At 47.4% G+C, this 20,156-nt stretch carries 22 protein-coding genes; 9 read left to right on the top strand and 13 right to left on the bottom strand.

The genetic code is table 11. The features are described from left to right. Positions 1 to 36 precede the first annotated feature (36 nt). Positions 37 to 1,596, top strand: coding sequence for a LysM peptidoglycan-binding domain-containing protein (locus MHM89_RS00360; protein WP_239407808.1), 1,560 nt, complete (start codon positions 37 to 39; stop codon positions 1,594 to 1,596). A gap of 45 nt (positions 1,597 to 1,641) precedes the next feature. Here MHM89_RS00360 and MHM89_RS00355 read toward each other — a convergent pair whose 3' ends face one another. From MHM89_RS00355 to MHM89_RS00345, 3 genes are read right to left on the bottom strand one after another with little or no spacing between them, the layout of a single operon-like run. Beyond that, positions 1,642 to 2,091 carry a flavodoxin gene (locus MHM89_RS00355; RefSeq protein ID WP_022946710.1) on the bottom strand — a complete coding sequence of 150 codons (450 nt, stop codon included), beginning with the start codon at positions 2,089 to 2,091 and terminating at the stop codon, positions 1,642 to 1,644. Then, positions 2,092 to 2,880 carry a tRNA pseudouridine(65) synthase TruC gene (truC, locus tag MHM89_RS00350; protein ID WP_239407807.1) on the bottom strand — a complete coding sequence of 263 codons (789 nt, stop codon included), beginning with the start codon at positions 2,878 to 2,880 and terminating at the stop codon, positions 2,092 to 2,094. Then, positions 2,877 to 3,188, bottom strand: a complete 312-nt coding sequence (locus MHM89_RS00345; RefSeq protein ID WP_130148385.1) for a YqcC family protein — start codon at positions 3,186 to 3,188, stop codon at positions 2,877 to 2,879. The genes truC and MHM89_RS00345 overlap by 4 nt, the downstream gene beginning before the upstream one ends. A gap of 106 nt (positions 3,189 to 3,294) precedes the next feature. Between MHM89_RS00345 and MHM89_RS00340 the strand changes: the two genes are divergently transcribed. After that, positions 3,295 to 4,329, top strand: a complete 1,035-nt coding sequence (locus tag MHM89_RS00340; protein ID WP_239407806.1) for a DUF3549 family protein — start codon at positions 3,295 to 3,297, stop codon at positions 4,327 to 4,329. Continuing rightward, a complete protein-coding gene (locus MHM89_RS00335; protein ID WP_022946706.1) occupies positions 4,326 to 4,625 on the top strand; it encodes a DUF3301 domain-containing protein in 300 nt (99 codons plus the stop codon). Before MHM89_RS00340 ends, MHM89_RS00335 begins: the two co-directional genes overlap by 4 nt. 526 nt (positions 4,626 to 5,151) lie before the next feature. Here MHM89_RS00335 and MHM89_RS00330 read toward each other — a convergent pair. Then, entirely contained in the window at positions 5,152 to 5,787 is a 636-nt protein-coding gene (locus MHM89_RS00330; RefSeq protein WP_022946705.1) for a GNAT family N-acetyltransferase, read from the bottom strand. Between the two features lie 70 nt (positions 5,788 to 5,857). Between MHM89_RS00330 and MHM89_RS00325 the strand changes: the two genes are divergently transcribed. From MHM89_RS00325 to MHM89_RS00315, 3 genes are all read left to right on the top strand, one after another. Further along, on the top strand, positions 5,858 to 6,088 hold the full coding sequence (locus MHM89_RS00325) for a DUF2789 domain-containing protein (protein WP_022946704.1): 231 nt from the start codon (positions 5,858 to 5,860) through the stop codon (positions 6,086 to 6,088). Between the two features lie 131 nt (positions 6,089 to 6,219). Further along, positions 6,220 to 6,486 carry a hypothetical protein gene (locus MHM89_RS00320; RefSeq protein WP_022946703.1) on the top strand — a complete coding sequence of 89 codons (267 nt, stop codon included), beginning with the start codon at positions 6,220 to 6,222 and terminating at the stop codon, positions 6,484 to 6,486. Positions 6,487 to 6,489: 3 nt separating this feature from the next. Next, positions 6,490 to 7,263, top strand: a complete 774-nt coding sequence (locus MHM89_RS00315) for a Zn-ribbon-containing protein (protein ID WP_022946702.1) — start codon at positions 6,490 to 6,492, stop codon at positions 7,261 to 7,263. A gap of 3 nt (positions 7,264 to 7,266) precedes the next feature. Here the strand turns inward: MHM89_RS00315 and syd are convergent, their stop codons facing one another. Continuing rightward, on the bottom strand, positions 7,267 to 7,809 hold the full coding sequence (gene syd / locus MHM89_RS00310; RefSeq protein ID WP_130148379.1) for a SecY-interacting protein: 543 nt from the start codon (positions 7,807 to 7,809) through the stop codon (positions 7,267 to 7,269). A 58-nt stretch (positions 7,810 to 7,867) separates the two neighbouring features. On the opposite strand from syd, the gene queF reads away from it, so the two are divergent. Further along, positions 7,868 to 8,716 (top strand): NADPH-dependent 7-cyano-7-deazaguanine reductase QueF, encoded by an 849-nt coding sequence (gene queF, locus MHM89_RS00305; protein ID WP_239407805.1) that lies wholly within the window; start codon positions 7,868 to 7,870, stop codon positions 8,714 to 8,716. Here queF and MHM89_RS00300 read toward each other — a convergent pair. The 4 genes from MHM89_RS00300 to MHM89_RS00285 are packed head-to-tail and all read right to left on the bottom strand — an operon-like array spanning position 8,703 to position 15,783. Further along, the gene (locus MHM89_RS00300; RefSeq protein WP_138509071.1) at positions 8,703 to 9,554 is read right to left on the bottom strand and encodes a peptidylprolyl isomerase; all 852 of its coding nucleotides are present in this window, start codon (positions 9,552 to 9,554) and stop codon (positions 8,703 to 8,705) included. The genes queF and MHM89_RS00300 overlap by 14 nt on opposite strands. Beyond that, on the bottom strand, positions 9,551 to 10,405 hold the full coding sequence (locus tag MHM89_RS00295; protein ID WP_152440954.1) for a hypothetical protein: 855 nt from the start codon (positions 10,403 to 10,405) through the stop codon (positions 9,551 to 9,553). The genes MHM89_RS00300 and MHM89_RS00295 overlap by 4 nt, the downstream gene beginning before the upstream one ends. 3 nt (positions 10,406 to 10,408) lie before the next feature. Beyond that, positions 10,409 to 14,119: a translocation/assembly module TamB domain-containing protein gene (locus MHM89_RS00290; protein WP_239407804.1), complete on the bottom strand. Its 3,711-nt coding sequence runs from the start codon at positions 14,117 to 14,119 to the stop codon at positions 10,409 to 10,411. Continuing rightward, positions 14,116 to 15,783: an autotransporter assembly complex family protein gene (locus MHM89_RS00285; protein WP_239407803.1), complete on the bottom strand. Its 1,668-nt coding sequence runs from the start codon at positions 15,781 to 15,783 to the stop codon at positions 14,116 to 14,118. Before MHM89_RS00285 ends, MHM89_RS00290 begins: the two co-directional genes overlap by 4 nt. Positions 15,784 to 16,050: 267 nt before the next feature. Here MHM89_RS00285 and MHM89_RS00280 point away from each other — a divergent pair, with 267 nt between their 5' ends. Continuing rightward, a complete protein-coding gene (locus tag MHM89_RS00280; RefSeq protein WP_045980333.1) occupies positions 16,051 to 16,374 on the top strand; it encodes a ribonuclease E inhibitor RraB in 324 nt (107 codons plus the stop codon). Positions 16,375 to 16,404: 30 nt separating this feature from the next. Here MHM89_RS00280 and MHM89_RS00275 read toward each other — a convergent pair whose 3' ends face one another. The 3 genes from MHM89_RS00275 to MHM89_RS00265 all read right to left on the bottom strand — a co-directional run bounded on the left by MHM89_RS00275 (position 16,405) and on the right by MHM89_RS00265 (position 18,905). Further along, positions 16,405 to 18,153, bottom strand: coding sequence for a DEAD/DEAH box helicase (locus MHM89_RS00275; RefSeq protein ID WP_239407802.1), 1,749 nt, complete (start codon positions 18,151 to 18,153; stop codon positions 16,405 to 16,407). Between the two features lie 40 nt (positions 18,154 to 18,193). Beyond that, positions 18,194 to 18,499, bottom strand: coding sequence for an H-NS family nucleoid-associated regulatory protein (locus MHM89_RS00270; RefSeq protein ID WP_022946197.1), 306 nt, complete (start codon positions 18,497 to 18,499; stop codon positions 18,194 to 18,196). Positions 18,500 to 18,695: 196 nt separating this feature from the next. Beyond that, the gene (locus tag MHM89_RS00265; protein WP_022946196.1) at positions 18,696 to 18,905 is read right to left on the bottom strand and encodes a cold-shock protein; all 210 of its coding nucleotides are present in this window, start codon (positions 18,903 to 18,905) and stop codon (positions 18,696 to 18,698) included. A 349-nt stretch (positions 18,906 to 19,254) separates the two neighbouring features. On the opposite strand from MHM89_RS00265, the gene MHM89_RS00260 reads away from it, so the two are divergent. Continuing rightward, complete coding sequence (locus MHM89_RS00260; RefSeq protein WP_235418812.1) at positions 19,255 to 19,800, top strand: DUF4136 domain-containing protein; 546 nt, start codon at positions 19,255 to 19,257, stop codon at positions 19,798 to 19,800. An 18-nt stretch (positions 19,801 to 19,818) separates the two neighbouring features. On the opposite strand, the gene MHM89_RS00255 is transcribed toward MHM89_RS00260, so the two are convergent. After that, the gene (locus tag MHM89_RS00255) at positions 19,819 to 20,067 is read right to left on the bottom strand and encodes a YkgJ family cysteine cluster protein (RefSeq protein ID WP_022946194.1); all 249 of its coding nucleotides are present in this window, start codon (positions 20,065 to 20,067) and stop codon (positions 19,819 to 19,821) included. Positions 20,068 to 20,156 lie beyond the last annotated feature (89 nt).

The raw sequence follows: 20,156 nt of genomic DNA, 5'->3' as shown, positions 1-20,156 counted from the left end.
GTATGCGCCGCAGTTTTGCCCAAAGATTAACAGTTCATGAATAAACATATACTCATCGCAGCGGTGTTAACTGCGTTTTTAAGTGGTTGCCAAACCACCTCTAGGGATGTTCCCATCACTAAACTCCCTAGCAATACTGCGTCACCGCAAGAGATAAGCGATGCGCTAACAATCGACACCCTAGGCGGCGATGAGGTAGTTGAACAGCTAGAAGAAGCACCTGTATTTGACGATGTCTGGGAGCGGATCCGCTATCAGCTCTCAATAGAAGTTCCGCAAAATCGTCCTGTGGTTGCTGAGCGTAATTACTATGCGCGCCATCAAGCTTATATGGATCGCATTGCCAAGCGTGCCGAGCCTTATTTATATTACATTGTTGAGGAAGTCGAAAAGCGTAAAATGCCGATGGAGATTGCGCTGCTGCCGATTGTCGAGAGTGCTTTCGACCCCTATGGCTATTCCCATCGCAGTGCCAGTGGCATCTGGCAATTTATGCCGCAAACGGGTAAACGCTTTGGCTTAAAACAAAACTGGTGGTACGACGGGCGTCGCGATATTGCCGAATCAACCCGCGCCGCGTTGGATTATCTTTCTTATTTGCATAAAACCCTTGAAGGCGACTGGCTAAACGCAATTGCTGCCTATAATTCCGGTGAAGGGCGAGTCATGCGAGCCATTAAGAAAAATCGCCGTAAGCACCTGCCTACCGATTTCTGGTCACTTGATCTGCCACGGGAAACCACCGCCTATGTGCCAAAACTATTGGCACTGGCAGACCTACTTAAACGCCATGATGAGTTTGGCATTAAGTGGAACAAAATAGTTAATGCCCAAGTGATTGACCGTGTTGATGTTGGCTCACAGATTGACTTAGCTTTAGCAGCAGACATGGCAGGTATTTCGCTTTCCGAACTATATCGCCTCAACCCGGCATTCAACCGCTGGGCCACCGATCCACAGGGGCCACATCACTTACTATTGCCGCTTGATAGCATCACGCCATTCAAACAACAATTAGCGTCAGCGAAGTTGCAAGACCGCTTACGTTGGCAACAGTATGAAGTGGCTGCGGGCGATAGCTTATCGGTGATCGCTAAAAAGTTTAATACCAGCGTTGGTGCTATTCGCACTTTAAACGCATTGGAGTCAAGCACCATACGCGCAGGGCAAACGCTAATGGTGCCTTTATCTGACAAGGCGGCCTCGCACTTACCAGAAAAAGTACGTTTAGCGGTCAATGGTACGACATCACTAACACGTAGCCATACCGTAAAGTCCGGCGATACGCTGTGGGACCTCAGCCGTGAGTACAACGTAACCGTAGCACAGCTAAAAGCCTGGAATAATCTGGGTAACAACGCCATGTTACGGTTAGGGCAAAAACTAAAAATTCGCCAATCCACAGGCCAAGCATTACCGCAAACGACCAACCGCACCATTACCTACAAGGTTCGTCGTGGTGACTCATTATCACGCATTGCTAAGCAATTCGGGCTGCGCGTTGGCGACATTCGCAAATGGAATAACTTAAACGGTAAAAAGTACCTCTACCCTGGGCAAAAGCTCAAACTCATCGTGGCTGTAAAACGCGGCTAAAAAAAGCGCTCATATAGAGCGCTTTTTTTGTCTTAAGGCATCATGCTACTTGGTTATTGCACCAGCAAACTGAGCCAACCAAGGTTGCGCCACCGGCTCGGGATCAAAGTCCTCTAGGGCATCAATATCTAAGCGTGGCAGCAGCGGCTTACCTTGCAGCTCCATCAAAAGCTCTTCAACTTGCTTACCCGCACCACAAAAAGTATCGCCATAACTGCTATCACCCATGGCAATGACCGCAAACGGGGTGCCACCTAATAAAGGAAACTGGCTTTGTAAAGCGGCGAACAGTGGCATGAGGTTATCGGGAATATCCCCTTGCCCTGTGGTCGATGTGATCACTAATATATATTCGCTGTTGCTAACATCTTCCACTTGCGGGTTATCGATCACTGTGGCTTCATGGCCGTGCTTTTGTAGCTGCTCCTCGGCACTGTCGGCTAGACGCTCCGCACCGCCATAGACACTGCCGTAAAAAATATTAATCTTGGCCATTTAAAACTCCTTCGCATAATAAGCTTGCTCACACACCGGCCACCCGAGGCGCTCAAAAACGGCGAGTGCGTGTTCACCTAGTGGTGCATTAATGTGAATCAATTCTTCGCTGTAAGGATGCCCAAAGTACACATCGGTTGCAAACAGCATTAGCCGCGAAACCTCGAAGTGCTCTGCAAAAAAGTGATTTTGCGTATTATCACCGTGGTTTACATCGTTAATCAAAGGGTGGTTAATGCCCTTCATATGGCGACGTATCTGATGCTTACGCCCTGTTTTAGGCCAACACTCCACCAGCGAATAACGAACACTGGGAAACTTTCCTAAGGCGATAGGCAGGCTTGCTTGCAACAAGCAGCGTATATCAGTGCGCGCTGATTGTGCTGGCTTGTCTTGTTGCGCGTATTTATCGGCAATTTTATCTAGTTTTTCCTTTAGCGGCCTGTCGATACATTGCTGCTCAGGGGCAAAACCTCTGACTAACGCAAGATAACGTTTGCGCATCCCTCCTTCACTAAACAGCTGTCCTGCACGATTGGCGGCGGCACTGCTAAGTGCAAACAATAATACACCGGATGTGGGTCTGTCTAAGCGATGCAGTGGATACACATGTTGACCGATTTGATCGCGCAGCATTTGCATTGCAAATTGGGTTTCATGCTTATCCAAAAAAGAGCGATGAACCAGTAGTCCCGACGGTTTATTAATAGCGATGTAGTGCTCATCACGATATAGAATATCGAGCGGCTGTACTGGTGCAACATTTGTCGAATCTGTTAAGTCGTTCACTCTCCCCCTCCGAGAGTAATATCTATGCGCTTAAGCACTGTGTGCAATTGCGCATACTGCCCTGACCAATAGACCTCAGCCATGGGTGTTAAAGCTATAGCCGAAGGCAGAGGATGTTTTGCGTGTATTAGGGCACGCATTTTGGGAATAAAGACGAACTGCAACCATTGTTCGAACCTCAGGGTATCAACACAAAAGGGTTGGCTGGATTGCAATAAATGCTCAGCAACGGGCTTATCTTGCCATAAGCCTGCATTAGCTAATTCACCTTGCAACTGCGTGAGCAATTGAGTGATGGAATACGACATAACACGGTTATTGCGGTAACTTCAAAAACGCTATATTAGCATTTCTCTTGGGTTGATGACGCAATATGCCTATAATTTGCGGAATTTTATTTTCCAGGAGCCGCGTATGAGCGACAACATCGCCACACTGGCACAATTATTAGATGCCGCCGGCACCACATGGCGTGTATTTGACATTGGTCGTCGGGTGCAAAAAATAGATAAAGCAACCTTTGCTGATATTGAGTCGACAACTATTCCTTATCCATATCCACTGGCACAGCATGCGCTACTGGCGATTCAGTTTTGGGACCCAAAAGCATCGAGTGAGCCTTATGTGTGGTTTTTGAAAATGCCGTTAGATGAGCAAAGTAAGCTGGTAGCAGCGAGTCGTGACCATTTTGCCAATATGGTGCTAGAAGCCATTGGCACATCGTTAACCGGGGCTGAGGGTGAGCAAAGCAAACTCGATAATAACCCTTATGTATTTACTCCCAATGCCAATAAGCGTGCCGCTTTCAATGCCCGTATCAAAGTAGAGTTACGGCAAAGCGCATCTCAGTACTATGAGCATGCACAGCTATATTTGAGTGGTAAGTTGGGCTGGCAAGACTGGCAAAGCGTCGCTGTGCAAGGCCTTGCCGATTTTGCTGCGCGCATTGACCATCAAGATAATGAAGCCCTGCTGTGCCAAGCATGGTCGCAGTTACCTGCACAAGTACGCCAACCTCTCGCTGCCCAGCTCGAAAATAGTGAGCTAGGTACTGAAGCAGCGCAAACCCTGCTCACAAGTATCAATCAAGCGATTCAACATCAGGATAAAGCGCTACTTATTGATGCGCTTCGCGCCATCAGCAGTGCACGCGCAGTGGGGCTGGTTGAGCAAGCGCTAGGGCAAGTAATGAACAGTGATTACGGCCAGGATGCTGACATATGCCAGGTCATCGCTGGGCGACTTTGGGCTTATTTAGAAGCACCGCAAACCTTAGCACAGTTCTTAGAGCACTGCTGTCGAATAGACACTGAGCAGCCATTGTTCGCCAGTATTTTTGCCGACTTAGTTGCAATCCCAATGTTGCGCCCTCATGTATTAGCTATATTACGGTGTGAGCAGCGTTCTGATGCGCTTTCTCGTGCAATTGGTGGGTTATTTTCGTCGTGAAAACCTTATGGATTCTGCTGCTGTGTGGCGGCGTGATAGCGTTGTTTTGGTATCGCCGTAAAGTGGCAGAAACTGCGCGGTTACATGCTCAGCGTCAAGCTGAACAATTAGGCGTGCAATTTGTTAGTGTTGCTTGCAAACAGTGGCGTTTAGCGATTTTAAGTAATGGTAAGCTGGGGATCCGCAGCCGCTTTATGTTTGAGTTTTCCAGTGATGGCGAAACCTTGTACGAGGGAGAGTTGTGGATGGAGAATGAACGTTTACGTAAGGCCGATATCCCACCGCACAGAATCTAAAAAAACTAAGGCGTGACTGTAAGTCACGCCCTAATCTGCATCATCCTTGCGCGGTATCCATCACCGCTGACCTTAAGGTCGTCCCTTTTGCTTTCCTTGCTCGATTACCCTATCTAACCGATGCACATCCTGTGCTTTGTTCCTTGCTTCATCCTGAAGTGTTCCTCTTGCCTCCTTGGCCATTCCTAGGCATCCCGCCTTCCCTGCACGTCCTGTGCTCCTGTCCTTTAACGGCGTCCGTTACCGTCTATTCCATTACTATTCCTGCATTACTTTGCGTGGTTGGCCTACATCCGTTCCTTAGCCAAGTGCATCCTGCACTGTTGTCGTCCTGACAATGATAAGTTTAGAGAAAAGCCAAAAAGATGCAGCAAGTGCTTTGCAAAAAGTTTTATTGCAATAATGTAGAAACAATGAAGCAGCCTATATAAATCAATAGGTTAAACTTATTATGGAGCTAAAGGTAGGGACATATTCATCGTTAAACCCACACCAATGTGAGAGATCTCTCACATTGAAATTTCCATTAAACGCAATGTGGACTTTTTTTGAATAACAACTCTCCACTGACTTTGCTAAATTGCAATGTTTGCATGGTCTCAAAACCGTGGTTAGCAAAGAAAGTTTGATGCTGAGACTGCGTAACAAACACTGCAAGTCCTTGCGTTTCGTTATCTTCCTCAACAAGATTATCAAGGCCTTTAAGAAGGTAGTGACCATAACCTTGGCGTTGATAGTGAGGATCCACCGCAATAAAGGCTAAAAATAAGTAGCGCCCCATCGTTTTTAAGGCGTTGCGAATGGTCTTTTCCTTTTCAATGAGCTGCTGAGTCGTCAAATAGCCAGCACTGAGCATCAGTTTCAGTCGCCAGTGCCAATAACGATCCGCCTGCATGCTGGCGTCAGATTGAAATACACAAGCAATGGCTCGCAGAGCATCATCAACATACAAGCCAACTAATGGTTGTTTGGCCTGCCAAAAACTGTGTAGTTCTTCACGGATGAGCGCGCGTAACTTTTTTTCATACTCTTGGGTTTTACTGCTCTCGGCGCTGAATATTTCTCGCATTAGCGGGTCGTCATGATAAGCCTGATAAATCAGGCTCGCAGCCACGTTCAAATCTTCCGGAGTAAGATACCTAACTTTATAGTCGCCGAGCATGGTATTTCCTTGTTATCGTTGTTGTTCTATAGTTAACCATAGCCTTTTATGAGCACAATGGAAACATTATATGGATACCTCAAAACATACGATGACGACCCTTTTTCAACAGCTCGGCCTGCCCAGCAGCGATGAGCAAATTGAACAATTTGTGACTGACCACAAATTAAGCCCTGAGCTCAAACTCGCTGATGCGCCGTTTTGGTCACAGGCGCAGCGCCACTTTATTACAGAATCTTTGGAACAAGATGCGGATTGGTGCGAATTAATTGACGAGTTAGACGCCCAGCTAAGGCATTAATACAGCGATAAAGCTCGCCCAAGACAGGTGTGGTTCATACTTTCTTCGTTAATATTGAACATCCAAAATTAGGGTCCTTGCGGCCCTTTGCTTTATACTGTTCAGCGATTAAAAAGAAGGAATCCATTTGTATGAACCCTGTGGTTTTTGACGCCATCAAAGCCTTATTAGCACAAAACAAAACACCTACCGTAGCAATGACCAAAGCGATGCTCAAAGAGCCCGTGCCGATGCCAATGATTATTGCCGCTGTAAGCCAATATAAAAATAACCCCGAGGCATTCAAAAACATGGTCATAGAGCCACAATTGCCGAATAACGAACAAAAGTCGACACAACTTGATCGCATTGAGGAAAAACTTGATAAACTACTCGCTTTGCTCGAGAACTCAAAATAGCGAATGTTTGTTGTAGACCTCACTTTTGACTGTTACCAAGACACCCAACTCAGCGCTGCCGAACAGGCGATAAATCAGACGGTGGTGGCGCTTCGAGCCAATGGCCAAATCATCGGCGATGAATTTCCAACCGTATTGAAAGAAGGCTTCTTCGTGACTCGGGTAATGTGCCCAGAAGAGGACTCATTGCACCCGCTCAACCACAGTCCGTTTGTGAAGTTTGCGCTCGATAAGTTAAACGATGCCGGGTTGTTAGCGCCCAAGGTCAAGGTAATAGGGCAAGATATTCACGCCAATAGTGCAGATAACTGCGCTGCACCGAGCAGTTACATTCTTTACACCACCTATTTGCATACGTGCAGCCCGTTGTATTGTGGTGATGATTTTTTACCGGTGCCGCTGTATCACATTCCTGCTATCGCCAATGGCGATTACAAGACACTGATAAAATGGCAAGAAGACTGGCAGGCATGCGATCAAATCCAAATTAATGGTGCAACACGCTGCGAATTTGCGGCGCTGCATGAGATCAGCGCCTTTGATAGCGACCTGACTCGTCGCGGCTTGGACTTGGCAAAGCGGATCCGTTATCTAACCAAAAAGCCAGTCTACTATTACTTGTACCGTGTCGGTGGTGAGAGCCTGACAGCCGAGCAACAACGTCGCTGCCCAAGCTGCGATGGTCATTGGCATCTAGCAGAGCCATGGTTTGGATTGTTCGACTTTCGCTGTGAACAATGTCAGTTGGTATCTAATATTTCCTGGGATCACCAATAGTATTTACAGCACGTCTAATTGCTGTAACAACGAGCTGATATCATCCGCCAAAACATGGTGCGGTTCTTTACCGACATATTCTAAGCAGACTGCACCATCGTTCAATCGCACGCTCAGCAACAAATCATCCTGCTCAGTCAGCCCAATAAACACGGTGTCTTGCTGCTTTAACCGGCGTTTCATTAATACATGACCGGTTATATTTTGCTGTAAGCGCACAAAGTCGTCCTCGTTCCAAGGTAAAAGGAGCTCCACGCCATGACCGTCGATGCTCGCCGGCAGATTACCACTGTAGTAGCTGCCAAATAATTCGCTCAGTTGTTGTGGGAAAGGCACTTCCAGGGCCGCTGCCAATTCATTTAAGTCAGCACTGGGGGTACGCTCATGAATTTGCCATTGAACTTGCTGCTGTTGTTCAGTGCCGGCAATGGCTGCAGGGCTTGGCGAGTCCGGGTCGAAAAACGCCAGCGGGTTACGGCCATACTGTTGTTGCTCGTTGCTAATGTGTGCCTGTAAACAGCGCTGAAGTTCTGTGCTTACGCTCATGCATGCCTCAAATAATTTAGGTATAATTACGCCATATTGTAACGCCAAATAGCACAGCATGACAGATTACAGCAACGCCCCAGAGTTAAAAGCCAGCCTACTCGGCAAGGCAACTGAGTATAAAGACAGCTACGATCCATCCCTACTTTATCCCATAGCACGCAAGCTTAATCGTGATGATTTGCAAATAGATGAGCGTGCCCTGCCCTTTAAAGGGGAGGATATTTGGACCGGTTACGAGTTATCGTGGCTTAATCCTAAAGGCAAACCACAGGTCGCGGTGGCCACCTTTACCTTCCCTTGTCAAAGCCCGGATATTATTGAGTCTAAATCGTTTAAGTTGTACTTAAATAGCTTCAATCAAAGCCGTTTTGAAAGCATGCAAGCAGTGCAGCAAACTATGGCTAAAGACTTAAGTGCGGCGACCCAAAGTGAGGTGCAAGTAACACTGTATGGCCCTGAGGATTATCAGCACTTCGCAGCCACCGCGTTACCAGGTCAGTGCATTGACGAGCTCGATATCACCGTCGATACCTATGAGTTGACACCAAGCTTACTGCGCCTAGCCGAGGATGCGCAGCAAGTTGAACAAACGCTGCATAGTCACTTATTGAAGTCTAATTGCTTGATCACCTCACAACCCGATTGGGCCAGCGTGGTCATACGCTACCAAGGCCCGGCTCTTTGTCATGAGTCGCTGCTGCGTTACCTGATTTCATTTCGCAGCCACAACGAGTTTCACGAGCAGTGTGTGGAGCGCATTTTTACCGATATTATGGCCTGTGCACCCATGCAGTCTCTGGAGGTCTATGCCCGCTACACCCGCCGTGGCGGCTTGGATATTAACCCTTACCGCGCCACACACAGCGACAAAACCTTATTTGACGTGCGCATTAACCGCCAATAATCATCGGTACATTCATGGCGCAGGTATCAATATAATCAGGCGTGGTCACAAACCACGCCTCGGGGCGATTTTTACGCGCTGCAACGAGCGCTGCAAAGCTGTGTGAGTCGGTGCGCATTACTTTAATTACCGGGCGCTGCTTGGCAGGCAGTTGATCGGCAAATTGGATATCAACAATTGGGTTAAAAGGCTGTCCTGGCTTTGGCGAGCGCTGTAGCTGCTGTATATGGGCCATGCCCGCAAGTACGCGACCAAATACGCTAATGTTCTTATCCAAGTAACGCGGTGCCTGACCAAGCACTACAAAAAATTCACTGGTTGCGCTGTCGACTCCATTGCCCCGCGCCATACCTAATGCGCCAGGACAGTGAATTTGCCACGTTTGTGTGCCCTGCTTATTTTGGCCGACGGCAAAGCCATTAATAAAACCACTGCGCGCGCTGTAACCATCATCTTCATTGATGACGATATCTAACGGCCGCGTTGTTTCGCTGTGACTGACAAACTCGTTTTTCAGCGTCGGCACATCCGTGTCTTTGTCTCCAGCGCCGCCTTGGGCAACAAAGCCTTCGACAAAACGATACATACTTAGCCCACGATAGAAGCCTTGGCTAGCTAGTGAGCGCAAGCGCTCAACATGCGCCGGCGCCAACTCTGGGTTTACCTCCAGATACACTATCCCTGTCGCTAAGGTAATCATCATTAGGTTTTCATCAGTAACGGCTCGCCATTCGCTGGCATCGGCGTTATCAATAATGGTTGTAGGAGAGGGATTGTCGTCTGCACTGGTAGTCGCGCTTAAAAATAAGCTCACAACTATAAGTAGGCGTGTGATCATTGGCGAGTTCCTTGTTTATTGTTATACCAATAATGAGAAATATGTAACGGTGCTGAGGCGGGTAATAACGGATTGGTCAAGCGAATATAATTGCGTGTTGCCAGTTCCGCCGCATCAATATTGGGGACTAAATGGGTGTGCAGTAAGCGCTCTATGGTGCCATCTGAAAATAAGCTTCGCAGCGCCGAGCTCAGCAATTGGTGGCGCTGTTTATCACCTTTTGCAACAAACAAGTACACCGCCGACGGGTAATAAAAGACATTGTGTTTGTCGTACATCAGCCCCTTAGGCAGTGATTGGGGGTCAAATGCTGTGAGCTCCTCAGGCAGAAAGTCGAAGCGGCCTTTTCTCAGCATATCGTAATGAGACGATGATTTAGAAAATGCATCCACCGTGAAACCGTTACGGCTGAACACGTTGGCATCCGGCCAATCTTCACTTAGACCCACTCGTAATGATGAAAAATCGCTTATATACTTTTTTTGCGCCAGGATATCGGGATTATCAGAGCGCACTAGCGCAATGCGATAACCCAGTAAGCCTTTGGCTATCGGGATTAAAATCGCCCACCCTTGTTGCTCTCGCTGCTGCGAAGTCACACCCCAGAATAAATCAATACCGTGCTCATCCCCCAACAGTTGAATCGCTCGTTGCTGTGATGGCAGATGGTCAACATACTGGTATGTGACCTGCTTTTGGTGCAAACACTCAATGCGCTCAGCTAGTTTAGTAAATAATGCCTGCATATAAGGATGATCGGCCTGTGCGACACGCATCGTCACTGACTGCTGCGCACCACACTCGCATATCACCAGTAATAAAGACAATGCCCATAGCCAGCATTTAAACATGCGTTAGTCCACATCAAACCGATACAATATATCTAAGGTATCATAAAGCCCGCTGGTTACCTCTATATATAGTTTTTGCAGTATTTGATAGCGCACAGCCACTTCACTGATAGACTCGAAGACACCAACACTGTATTTTACTTGGATCCCCGGCGCGATATAGCCAGCAATTTCAACCTTAGTATCATCACCACTGCCTTTTGAATTTAAGGTTATATCGCTGAGGCCAAATGTTTCCCCTACTCGCGATACAAACCCCTCACTGCGATTGAGACCTTGGGCTAGAAGAATCTGCGTTAGCATGGCATCGGTGTTCGTATCACCATCACCAAGAGGCTGACCGTTAAGCACGTAAGAAAGCGCTTGTGAACGATCCATGGCAGGCTCCGAGAACACGTTTAATTTCGGCTGTTCAACATTTCCGATTAACTCGATACCCGCTATCACCCCGTTGGCGGTGGTGTCTGGATTACGGATCGCGCGCACATTTAAGTAAGGTTTATCAAGCGCACCACTGAACCCAATTTGCCCGGTACGGATCACTAAATCTTGGCCAAATGCACGGTATTTACCATCCACCAGTTTTAACTCGCCACTTGCCAATGGCGGACTTTCATTACTCGCGGTTAGCTTCAAATCGCCCATGATGTAGGACTTCAGGCCAAACGAGTCTATATACACATCGTCATGTACACCCACATCTAACTGCACTTGATAAGCGAAAGGCGCACTTTGCTGCTTTTGTGGTGCGTCCACAATGATTTCATCATCACTGACCTGTACCGCTCCTTTAGGTAACTCTTTGATTTTGATACGTCCGTAAGGAACATCAACACGACCATCAACTTGCACACTTTGGGCGCTAATATCTATGTTTAAATCCGGAGAAATAGCGACATTGACCCCTTGCTGCGGTACCACCATAAAGCGCTCGCCCGAGAGTGAAATGGTAAGTTCCGGATTATCACTGAGCCACACACCTGAGCCGTCAATAGCAAGCTTGCCACCATCGGGCGTGAGCAATTCCCCCTCCAAGGTCATACTCTCACCTTCGAGTTCAGCTTCGAGACGAGAGTTAGCAAGTGCTACTGGCAGTGCGTCCCCTTCAATTGCCAATTCATGCGCCTTGAGCTCACCATTGAGGTAGGGCTGCGCTAGCGTACCGCTGAGAGTGAGGTTAGCACTTAACCTGCCCGCTAACTTTCTCACATCAGGCACAAAGTGAGCGAATTTGCTAATGTCGGTATCTGTTAGGTGCACCTCTCCAGAGAGTTGTTGCGCTTGAGTGATATCCTCTACGGCTAAATCAGCGTCAATACTGCCAACCACTGAGGAGTCTATGCTTAGCTTAGCATTGGCATTTTTTGCATCACTGCTTAGCTTTATCATTAAGGTTTCCACAGGCAATCGCTGCAACTGCCCTTGGTTTCGATACAACCCTTGTAATTGCTGGGTGTGGAACTCAGCATCAATCTGCATTGCTTGGTTGTCTTGCCATGCCAACTGCGCATGTCCTTGCGCTTGCCCCTCTATACCCAGGTTGGGTCCCAGCAAAGTGGTAAGAGACTGTAACTGAAAGTAGTCAAGCTTAGCATTGACGTGTCCCTGCTTGGCGCTGATATCACTGGGCTCTATGCACAAGTGCATGGCATTGCCCTGCAAACAAAAGGGCTTAGTGCGCACGCTCTGCTGGGCCAGATCAATGTCCAACTGGGTACTTTGCTCCAGTGCGACCTGAAACTCGTCGCCGCGCAATTCCAACTCGGTAATTGCCAAGCTCAATTGCCGCTGTTGCAGTTCAGACTGAAACGCCAACTGCGCTTGCCCTTGAGCTAATCCAGCACGAATATGGTTTTGTTGGTGATGTTGGGAGCCCTGAGACTGTACTTGAATGCCCTTGATAACTTGGCCATCAAGGCTAACGTTAGCTACTTCTGCATCCAGGTCATATTCTAAGTCGGCTTGTTGATATTGCCCTGTAATATCTAATGTTGCGTCGCTCACTCGCAATCCCTCACCTTGCAGAGTCGCTAATTGCAATTGCAATTGCAGCTTAGGAGATAAACGTTGCCCTTCGATACTAAACTGAGCGTGTCCCTGCCCTGAATAACCTTGATAAAGTGGCGATGATGATGACAAGTTTAATTCGCCGGCTAGTTGCCACTGCTCATCAATGCGGCCATTGATAACCAATGTATTCTCGCCTTGGCGCACACTAAAGGCATGAATATCGCCACTGAGATCGCTATCAATATTCAGTTCGGCATTAAATGTGAGCGGTTGCTCGTTTATCGTGCCTGATAATGACGACGGTTTAAGCTCCACCCACCACTGCTGGGGTGATTCAACACTCACTCGGCCTTGCAGCTGGCCCGATAGGTCGCTGCGCACGGTGTCTAATAAGTACTCACTGTGTAAATTAGTTAGCTGCGCAGAAAAATTGGCGCTAATACCATCGCGCCAGGCTACCGATGTTGTTACCTCAACGTGGCTATCATTCGCTCGCAATTGTAACGGCGCAGCGTTGATGCCGGTAAGGCTTCCTTGAGCCTGTAAAGAAGTGCTCACTTGTGGGTATGCTGCTAGCTGTGTCAATGCATCGACATCGACGCGGTAGTTATCTAAAGTACCCGATGCATTAATGTTGGTGCGTTCTATCTGTAACGGCTGGCCTTGCACCTCAAGCTGCCAAGGTGTGTGCGCAAACGCTAATTCAAAAGGCCAATTTTGCTGTCGCAATTGTGCCTGTGCGTCTAATTCGAAGGTATATTTGCCTTGATTACGCGCCTGAACATTAAGTTCATCTAAACTGCCCGTGAATGAAAGCTCGCTGCGCTCGCCCAAGGCAGCTAATTGCAGCGACATTGTTAAAGGGTTGCCATCAGCAAAAGAGAATTGACCCTGAGCTTGGGCCTCAAGTGTATCCCCTTCGTTTGTCGCGATATCAGCAGGCAATTGGTAAGCGGCGGATAGTTGTGAAACGGACAACTGTTGTTGTTGCAGTGCCACAGCCACTTTTAAATCACTGATACGGTGGCTTTGCTGCCCTTGAGTGATAATAATGTCATCAACCTGTGCTTTTTTAAGCTGCGCATTGATGCCCAAATCAAAAGCGATAGGCGGTAACGGTGGCAGCGCCTCAAGTGGTGCTGAGGAAGGCTGCTGCTCACTCTCAGGTAAAGTAAGTTCAAGCGAGCGCAGACGCAACGGCTGCACCTTAACGTCTCGTTGATGCGCCTCAAGCGCTGATTTAAAATCCCGTGCTGACACGCTAAGGCCCGCAGCACGGATATTGGCTTGTCCTAAAAATAGACTTTTGATGGTGATAGTCGGCAATGATATTGGCTCGCTGGCCGGCGGCTGTACATCAGTCGCTGCCGCCTTATCGTTTTGCTGATCAGCCACTTGCACCGTCAGCGACTCAGCCCCAACTTGGCGAAAGCACAGCCCAGCACAACCCAATAACTGCCAGTCAATACGCACAGCCTCAGCGTCGATGCTTATCTGTTCGCTGGTAAAAGAGATATCAAATGGGTCATCATATAAAAACCGCCCCTCTTTGAGCGAAATGCGCAACCCATCAACGCTGTGATTGGCCACATAAGCAATGCCCTTGTTACCCACCTCTGTAAATAACAAACAAAACAAGGTGACTAAAATAATGCCCACAAGGCCGCCAAACCATCGGAGAATATGCTTATATCCTTTGCTCATAATTCCGGCCCCACAGTAATGCTCAAACGAGTGGTGTTATTAGGTGTGGATAATGCCCATGCGTGATCAATACGAATGGGGCCCACTGGGGTTAAATAACGCACCCCGAAGCCGGTGCCAACCGACCATGATTCAGAGAAGTCATTGGTGGCGGTTCCGGCATCAACGAATAGCGCCGCCCGCCAATTCTCAGCAAACTGATAATTATACTCCAAGGTGCCGGTGGCTAGGTATTTACCACCAATATTATAGCCATTACGCTCAGGCGAGATAGACTCATATTTATAGCCGCGAATACTCTGATCGCCGCCGGCAAAGAAGCGCATAGAAACCGGCACGTCATTAATATCATCCACGTAAATAGCACCCAGATTGACTCGGGTAAAAAACATATGGCGCTGCCAATAAGTGTTTAACCACGCATACTGTAGCTGTACTCTGACAATATCGGTGGTCGAAGCCAAGTGCTCAGTGCCGACTTCGGTGCTGATTAACCATTGCTCACCCCAAAACGGCGTGGTGCCTCCTTTACTTTGCTTGCGGGCAAAGCTCACTCCGGGTAGCAACATCTTAGTGCGCTGATGCTGCTCGCCAATGCGAAACTCTTCATACTCTCGACGCAAAAATGCGGTGCGTATCCAATCTTCTCCCACTTTCCACTGTCTTTGCACTAAGCCAGTCAGTGTTTTCGAGAAGATATCCGTATCGACATTATCTTCGAGCTTGTAGCCGAGGCTAAAGCGCCAGATATCGTCATTAGGGTCGTCCACCGGCACGGTGTAGGCAAAACTGATGTCTTGCTGACGTTTGGAAATGTTCAGGTTACTCTCAAGATAGTGGCCGTCTTCGGTGATCCAAGGACGAGACCATTTGAATCTGGCTTTGGGGCCTAAGTCCGTTGAGTAGCCGCCCCCCACTTCAAAGCTATCTTGTGGTTTATGCAAGACTTCCACACGAATCGGCACCTCGCCATTAGTCCGAGCGGGAATATCAGCATAAACGCGGACGCTGCTAAAGTAAGGCGTTTGCGATAACGCAAGATTGAATTCTGACACCTTAGTAGCACGGTAGGGCTGCCCGGTTTTAAAATGCGCCAGAGAATAAATATAGTTACTTGCTGGTGTATCAGAGCTGATGTTAATCGGCCCATAATCATAGCGTGGGCCCGTTTGCACATGCAGCACTACCTCTGCACTGTGTTGAGAGCGATTAATCGCCAACTTAGATTGTTGCCACTTAGCGTCAAAGTAGCCAAGCTCTAACAACTGCCTATCTATGGCTGATTTAGCACTATCATATTGGCCATGGTGCACAACCTGCCCTTGCTGCAGAGGTAAGCTATCAAGCACCGCCTTAAGCTGCTGATCGTCTTCTCCGGGACCACTAAATTGATAATCCAATCTAGCGATGCGCGTCGCTTTGCCGGGTGTGATGTTCGCAATTACTTGCGCTTTGCCTTCGCTGCGCTCTAAGCTGAGTTCTACTTCGCTATGGTAATACCCCAGTGCGCGCATACTCGCTTTAACTTGTGCACTTGCATAGCGCTGTAATTGCCTGGAGGGGACCTCGCCTTTTAATTGCACTAAATAAAGCGCAACATTTTCTTCTAACTCTCCTGATAACCCGTTAATGCTGTAGCCAGTAATGGTTGTTGCTTGTTGCACAGCAGCATGTGCAGTGACAGCAGGCCATATTAAAATAGATAGAAGAATGAAAAAGCGGCAGAAAATCAAACGACTAGAACTCCATGATCTAAGAATACTGCAACAATGAATGGTCAGATCACTCATACGTCCCAAAGTGGGTCCATCAGTTTAACAAATGCCACTGACTTCGCGCACCCACTGAATAAATAAAATTTGCCTTCAAGGCTTTTTATTTCTTACAAGATAATAGACAATTTATCGATTCTTAAAAAAACGAGACATGGTATGCAATTTCCCGACGACGACACCGGACACATGTTACAGCAAATACACGATGAAGGTGTGGACTTGACAGGCTTTCATACATTGGACTTCTTTATTCTATTTGAAAAGCAAGAACATGCTATTAGTTACCAAGAAGCACTGAAAAGTTCCGAACTAAGCGCCGATTCACAATTGGGAACTTGCCCGGACACTGGCGTATTTGAAGTCAAAGTAAGTATCAAAATGGTGCCGCAACATGATGTTATCATGGATACCGAAGCCTATTTGGAAAGTCTAGCTGATAAGCACAATGGTTATGGTGACGGCTGGGGGCTAATGGCTTAAAGCATTCCGTACAGGAGCATTTCACACGCCCTAATACAGGGCGTTTGCCTTGCGAAAAGCGCCCTCATAGTCAAAGAGTTTGTCACTCACCTGCCACCCATATCGTTTCGACTTTCGCGCCACCACAAAATCAGGTGCTTGCAGGCAGTGCTGATGGTCAACCACCTGCTGAGCATGGTGCCAAGTTGTGACTCCGCTAACGGTGTGCCGCTTAGCGTAAAAGCGATTAAATCGAGCCACTACCTTGGCATTATTAAAGTCATAGCTCTCATCGACACTGGCCCCATCTTCATCAAAGTAGGTAACTTTGAGTTTGCCTGGCTGAGTAATTTGACAACTTAAGCCACTACAGCGCAGTACCATGGCTTCTTTTAAATTAAGTGCTTTTCGCAGTTTATCATCTGGGTCAACCAGCTGATGCTGGCAGGCGCTGCACTCGCGCGCAGCAATGTCATTTTCGCTGCCGCACTGCGGGCATTCTTTAAATTTAAAGCGATAGTCACACTGCTGCGTTTGCTCACCATCATCAAGCAGCCCCTGGCAGCGCCGACCATGATGCTCGATAACTTGACCACTGGCATCCGTTTTTCCCCAAAAAATATTGGCAAACCCGCACCCAGGGCATACGACTTGAACGGGTTCACTTAATGGGTCTGGGCGCTTCGCTCCCACTTCTGGATAAAATAAATCGAAGCCATTGGCAGCATAATCGATCACTAGGCAGTCTTTTTTCCCTTCGCACAAACGCAGACCTCGACCCACAATTTGCTGATATAAGCCAACCGACTCGGTGGGCCTTAAAATGGCGATGAAATCCACATGTGGAGCATCGAAGCCCGTGGTTAATACCGATACATTAACAAGGTATTTTAGCTCTTTGCGTTTAAACCTAAGGATAATTTCATCACGCTCAGCCGCCGGTGTCTGACCAGTTATAACCGCTACTGACTCACTACTCAAATAGTCAGCTATTTCATAAGCATGTTTGACTGTAGCAGCAAATATCATCACCCCTTGTCTAGCATTTGCTTGCGCTTGAATATCACTGACAATACTTTTTGTTGCCCGGGTACTCGATTGCAATAGTGTATTCATATCGCCTTCACTGGGTATACCTGAGGGGCCGGATGCCAATGAGTTAAAGTCATAGTTTTGCACTGCAGCGTCAACGCAATTCGGCGGGGTTAAATAGCCTTTATTGATTAAATAACGCAGCGGTAATTCATATATACACTCGCTAAATGGCGCACCTGCCGAGCCACGCACAAAGCCATGATAGTGGCGGTGATATATCCATCCTGATGTTAAGCGATATGGGGTCGCGGTTAGACCTAGCACTTTCAATCTGCTATTTGCTTTTTTTAAATGCTGAATAAGCTGTGAATACTGACTGTTTTCATCGTCACTAATACGGTGACACTCATCGACTATAATAAGTGAGTATTGCCTTTTTAGCTTATCTCTACTTTTAGCGAGAGATTGAATACTGGCAAAGGTGACTTGCTGGTTTAACTCTTTCTCATTAAGACCTGCAGAAAAGATCCCCGGTGTTAATCCCAATGCTTTATATTTTTCGGCATTTTGCTGTACTAATTCTTTAACATGAGTCAGCACCAAAATAGGGAATCGCGCAAGGCGCGTAAGTTCAGCAATAACCACACTTTTGCCACTCCCAGTGGGAAGTACGATCACGGCTGCACTATCTGAGCGGCGAAAGTGGGCTAAGGTGCTATCAACGGCTTTTTGTTGGTAATCTCGGAGTGTAAACACAACTAACACCCAAGTGAGTAAAAGGCCCGAAACCGGGCCTTGGAGGTTATTATTTTGCGAGGTATTTAGTTAGGTCAACATCTTGGAATGCTTTGGGACGCTTACCACGGCCTGACCATTCAACTACTTTTCCTTCAAACTCGCGACGATACTTAGGTTCAACCTTAGTTCGCTTGTCCTGTTTCGAGTCAACAATATCATCCACACTGAGCCCTTTTTCCTTCATCAGTTCGAGAACTTCCTGTTTCGCTTTTTCCTGCTGTTGCTGACTTTCGAGCGCAGTATTCAGAATATTAATTGCTTTCTCTAACTCATTCATCGATGCCGTTTTGGCAAAGGCTCTGATCTCTCTCACTATGGTCTCTTTTAATTGTTGAACATGGAGATTAAATAATAATTGAAGATTGATAATATATCAAAAATAAAAAGGCACTATACGCTGGGAAGGCTTATTTTAAATTAATATGACAAAGAAGGTGTAATTTGAGGGGGAAAAGTGAAGCCGAGTCGACTTCACCAATTACTCGCTCACAGGCGTGAGCAAATAAGCATTAAACGGGTGTTACATTTTCCGCTTCTGGTCCCTTTTGGCCTTGTTTGATGCCGAAAGTTACCTGCTGGCCTTCGTTAAGAGTACGAAAACCGTTACCGTTAATGGCACTGAAGTGAACAAACACGTCTGGACCATTTTCTTGTTCGATAAAGCCAAAGCCTTTTGCTTCGTTGAAAAACTTTACTTTACCTTGTGCTTCTGCTGACATACTTAGTTTTCCTGTAAGTCAATTTGTATCAATCGCCTAAAATTAGGCACTATCCTCCCTGAGCCAGTGTCGCCGCCGATGGGTCAGGTACAGTACTAAGGGCACACTAGCTAAATAGTCACTCTTACAGCATTGGCCGCACAAAACCGTCACATTACACGCCTTAACTCAAGGCAAGTTAAAGACTACCACAGAAAAATATAATTAGCTTTAAATAAATTCGAATTTTCTCTTTACGGGGAACTAACGGCTGCGGTAAAAAACTAACAGACTACGCAGTTCTCGCTTTCTAAGAACCTGTGTTATGTTATTCGTAGGACTTACACTTTGCCCAACTAAGGAGCATTCAATGAAAAACCTTCTGCTAGCCGGTTTGGTACTATTACTGGGCGCCTGTGCTTCGCACCCGGATTTTGACTACGACAAATCGGTCGATTTCTCGCAATATAAAACCTTCGCATGGATCCCCAATGCCAGCCTCACCAAAGGCACTAATAATTATCAAATTAGTGAGCTAATGGAACGCCGCGTGCAACAAGCGGTCAATGATGAGCTTCGCGCCAAGGGCATGGAACTGGTATCCCCGCAACAAGCAGATGTGTTAATTAATTACCATGCATCCGTTGATACCAAGGTCGATGTCGATACGTTTTCTACAGGTTACGGCGCTCGCTGGGACTATTGGGGCATTGGTTACAACGTGCAAACCACCACGCGTGAGTATGAGGTAGGTACGTTAGTCATTGATGTCGTTGATAAGTCTTCAAACCAGTTAGTGTGGCGGGCAGCTAAAGAGGGACGCCTGAAAAAGAATCAAACCCCGATTGAGCGCACCGAAGTGGTACGTGAATCAGTGGCAGATATTCTCAGCAACTTCCCTCCTCAAGCTCAGTAAAGCTCAAACAGAGGCGCTTTACGTGAGCGCCTCCAATTGGGTGATGCGCCACATTGCTTGGGCATCAGTGCGACCACACACATCCGTGGTGGCACTAAACTGACTGCATACAGCGGGCCGCGAAGGTTGGTTAAACAACTTACATAAGTTGTTAGTATCCAGTTGAACACAACGCTCTCCCGCTTTCTTGCCGTTCGGCATACCCGGAATGGCGCTGGAAATACTCGGTGCGATGCAGCAAGCGCCACACCCTAAACGGCAATCCATCTATCGCTCACCTCTTCATGATATAAATTCGCAGTATACCATAGCCCGCTTCGAGCCATGACTCTGTCTATGCAGAGTACAATATAAAT

Source organism: Pseudoalteromonas sp. CNC9-20, assembly GCF_022347875.1.
Lineage (GTDB): Bacteria > Pseudomonadota > Gammaproteobacteria > Enterobacterales > Alteromonadaceae > Pseudoalteromonas > Pseudoalteromonas ruthenica.
The sequence above is the reverse complement of the archived record's forward strand: the minus strand, read 5'-3'. Positions and strand labels throughout refer to the sequence as shown.

Coding starts and splice junctions, on each gene's coding strand:
- MHM89_RS00320 (WP_022946703.1), top strand. CDS start 6,220: ATGAACCCTGTGGTTTTTGACGCCATCAAAGCCTTATTAGCACAAAAC.
- MHM89_RS00325 (WP_022946704.1), top strand. CDS start 5,858: ATGGATACCTCAAAACATACGATGACGACCCTTTTTCAACAGCTCGGC.
- MHM89_RS00330 (WP_022946705.1), bottom strand. CDS start 5,787: ATGCTCGGCGACTATAAAGTTAGGTATCTTACTCCGGAAGATTTGAAC.
- MHM89_RS00265 (WP_022946196.1), bottom strand. CDS start 18,905: ATGTCAGCAGAAGCACAAGGTAAAGTAAAGTTTTTCAACGAAGCAAAA.
- MHM89_RS00340 (WP_239407806.1), top strand. CDS start 3,295: ATGAGCGACAACATCGCCACACTGGCACAATTATTAGATGCCGCCGGC.
- MHM89_RS00360 (WP_239407808.1), top strand. CDS start 37: ATGAATAAACATATACTCATCGCAGCGGTGTTAACTGCGTTTTTAAGT.
- syd (WP_130148379.1), bottom strand. CDS start 7,809: ATGAGCGTAAGCACAGAACTTCAGCGCTGTTTACAGGCACACATTAGC.
- MHM89_RS00290 (WP_239407804.1), bottom strand. CDS start 14,119: ATGAGCAAAGGATATAAGCATATTCTCCGATGGTTTGGCGGCCTTGTG.
- MHM89_RS00345 (WP_130148385.1), bottom strand. CDS start 3,188: ATGTCGTATTCCATCACTCAATTGCTCACGCAGTTGCAAGGTGAATTA.
- MHM89_RS00355 (WP_022946710.1), bottom strand. CDS start 2,091: ATGGCCAAGATTAATATTTTTTACGGCAGTGTCTATGGCGGTGCGGAG.
- MHM89_RS00295 (WP_152440954.1), bottom strand. CDS start 10,405: ATGTTTAAATGCTGGCTATGGGCATTGTCTTTATTACTGGTGATATGC.
- MHM89_RS00260 (WP_235418812.1), top strand. CDS start 19,255: ATGAAAAACCTTCTGCTAGCCGGTTTGGTACTATTACTGGGCGCCTGT.
- MHM89_RS00280 (WP_045980333.1), top strand. CDS start 16,051: ATGCAATTTCCCGACGACGACACCGGACACATGTTACAGCAAATACAC.
- MHM89_RS00300 (WP_138509071.1), bottom strand. CDS start 9,554: ATGATCACACGCCTACTTATAGTTGTGAGCTTATTTTTAAGCGCGACT.
- MHM89_RS00255 (WP_022946194.1), bottom strand. CDS start 20,067: ATGGATTGCCGTTTAGGGTGTGGCGCTTGCTGCATCGCACCGAGTATT.
- MHM89_RS00315 (WP_022946702.1), top strand. CDS start 6,490: ATGTTTGTTGTAGACCTCACTTTTGACTGTTACCAAGACACCCAACTC.
- queF (WP_239407805.1), top strand. CDS start 7,868: ATGACAGATTACAGCAACGCCCCAGAGTTAAAAGCCAGCCTACTCGGC.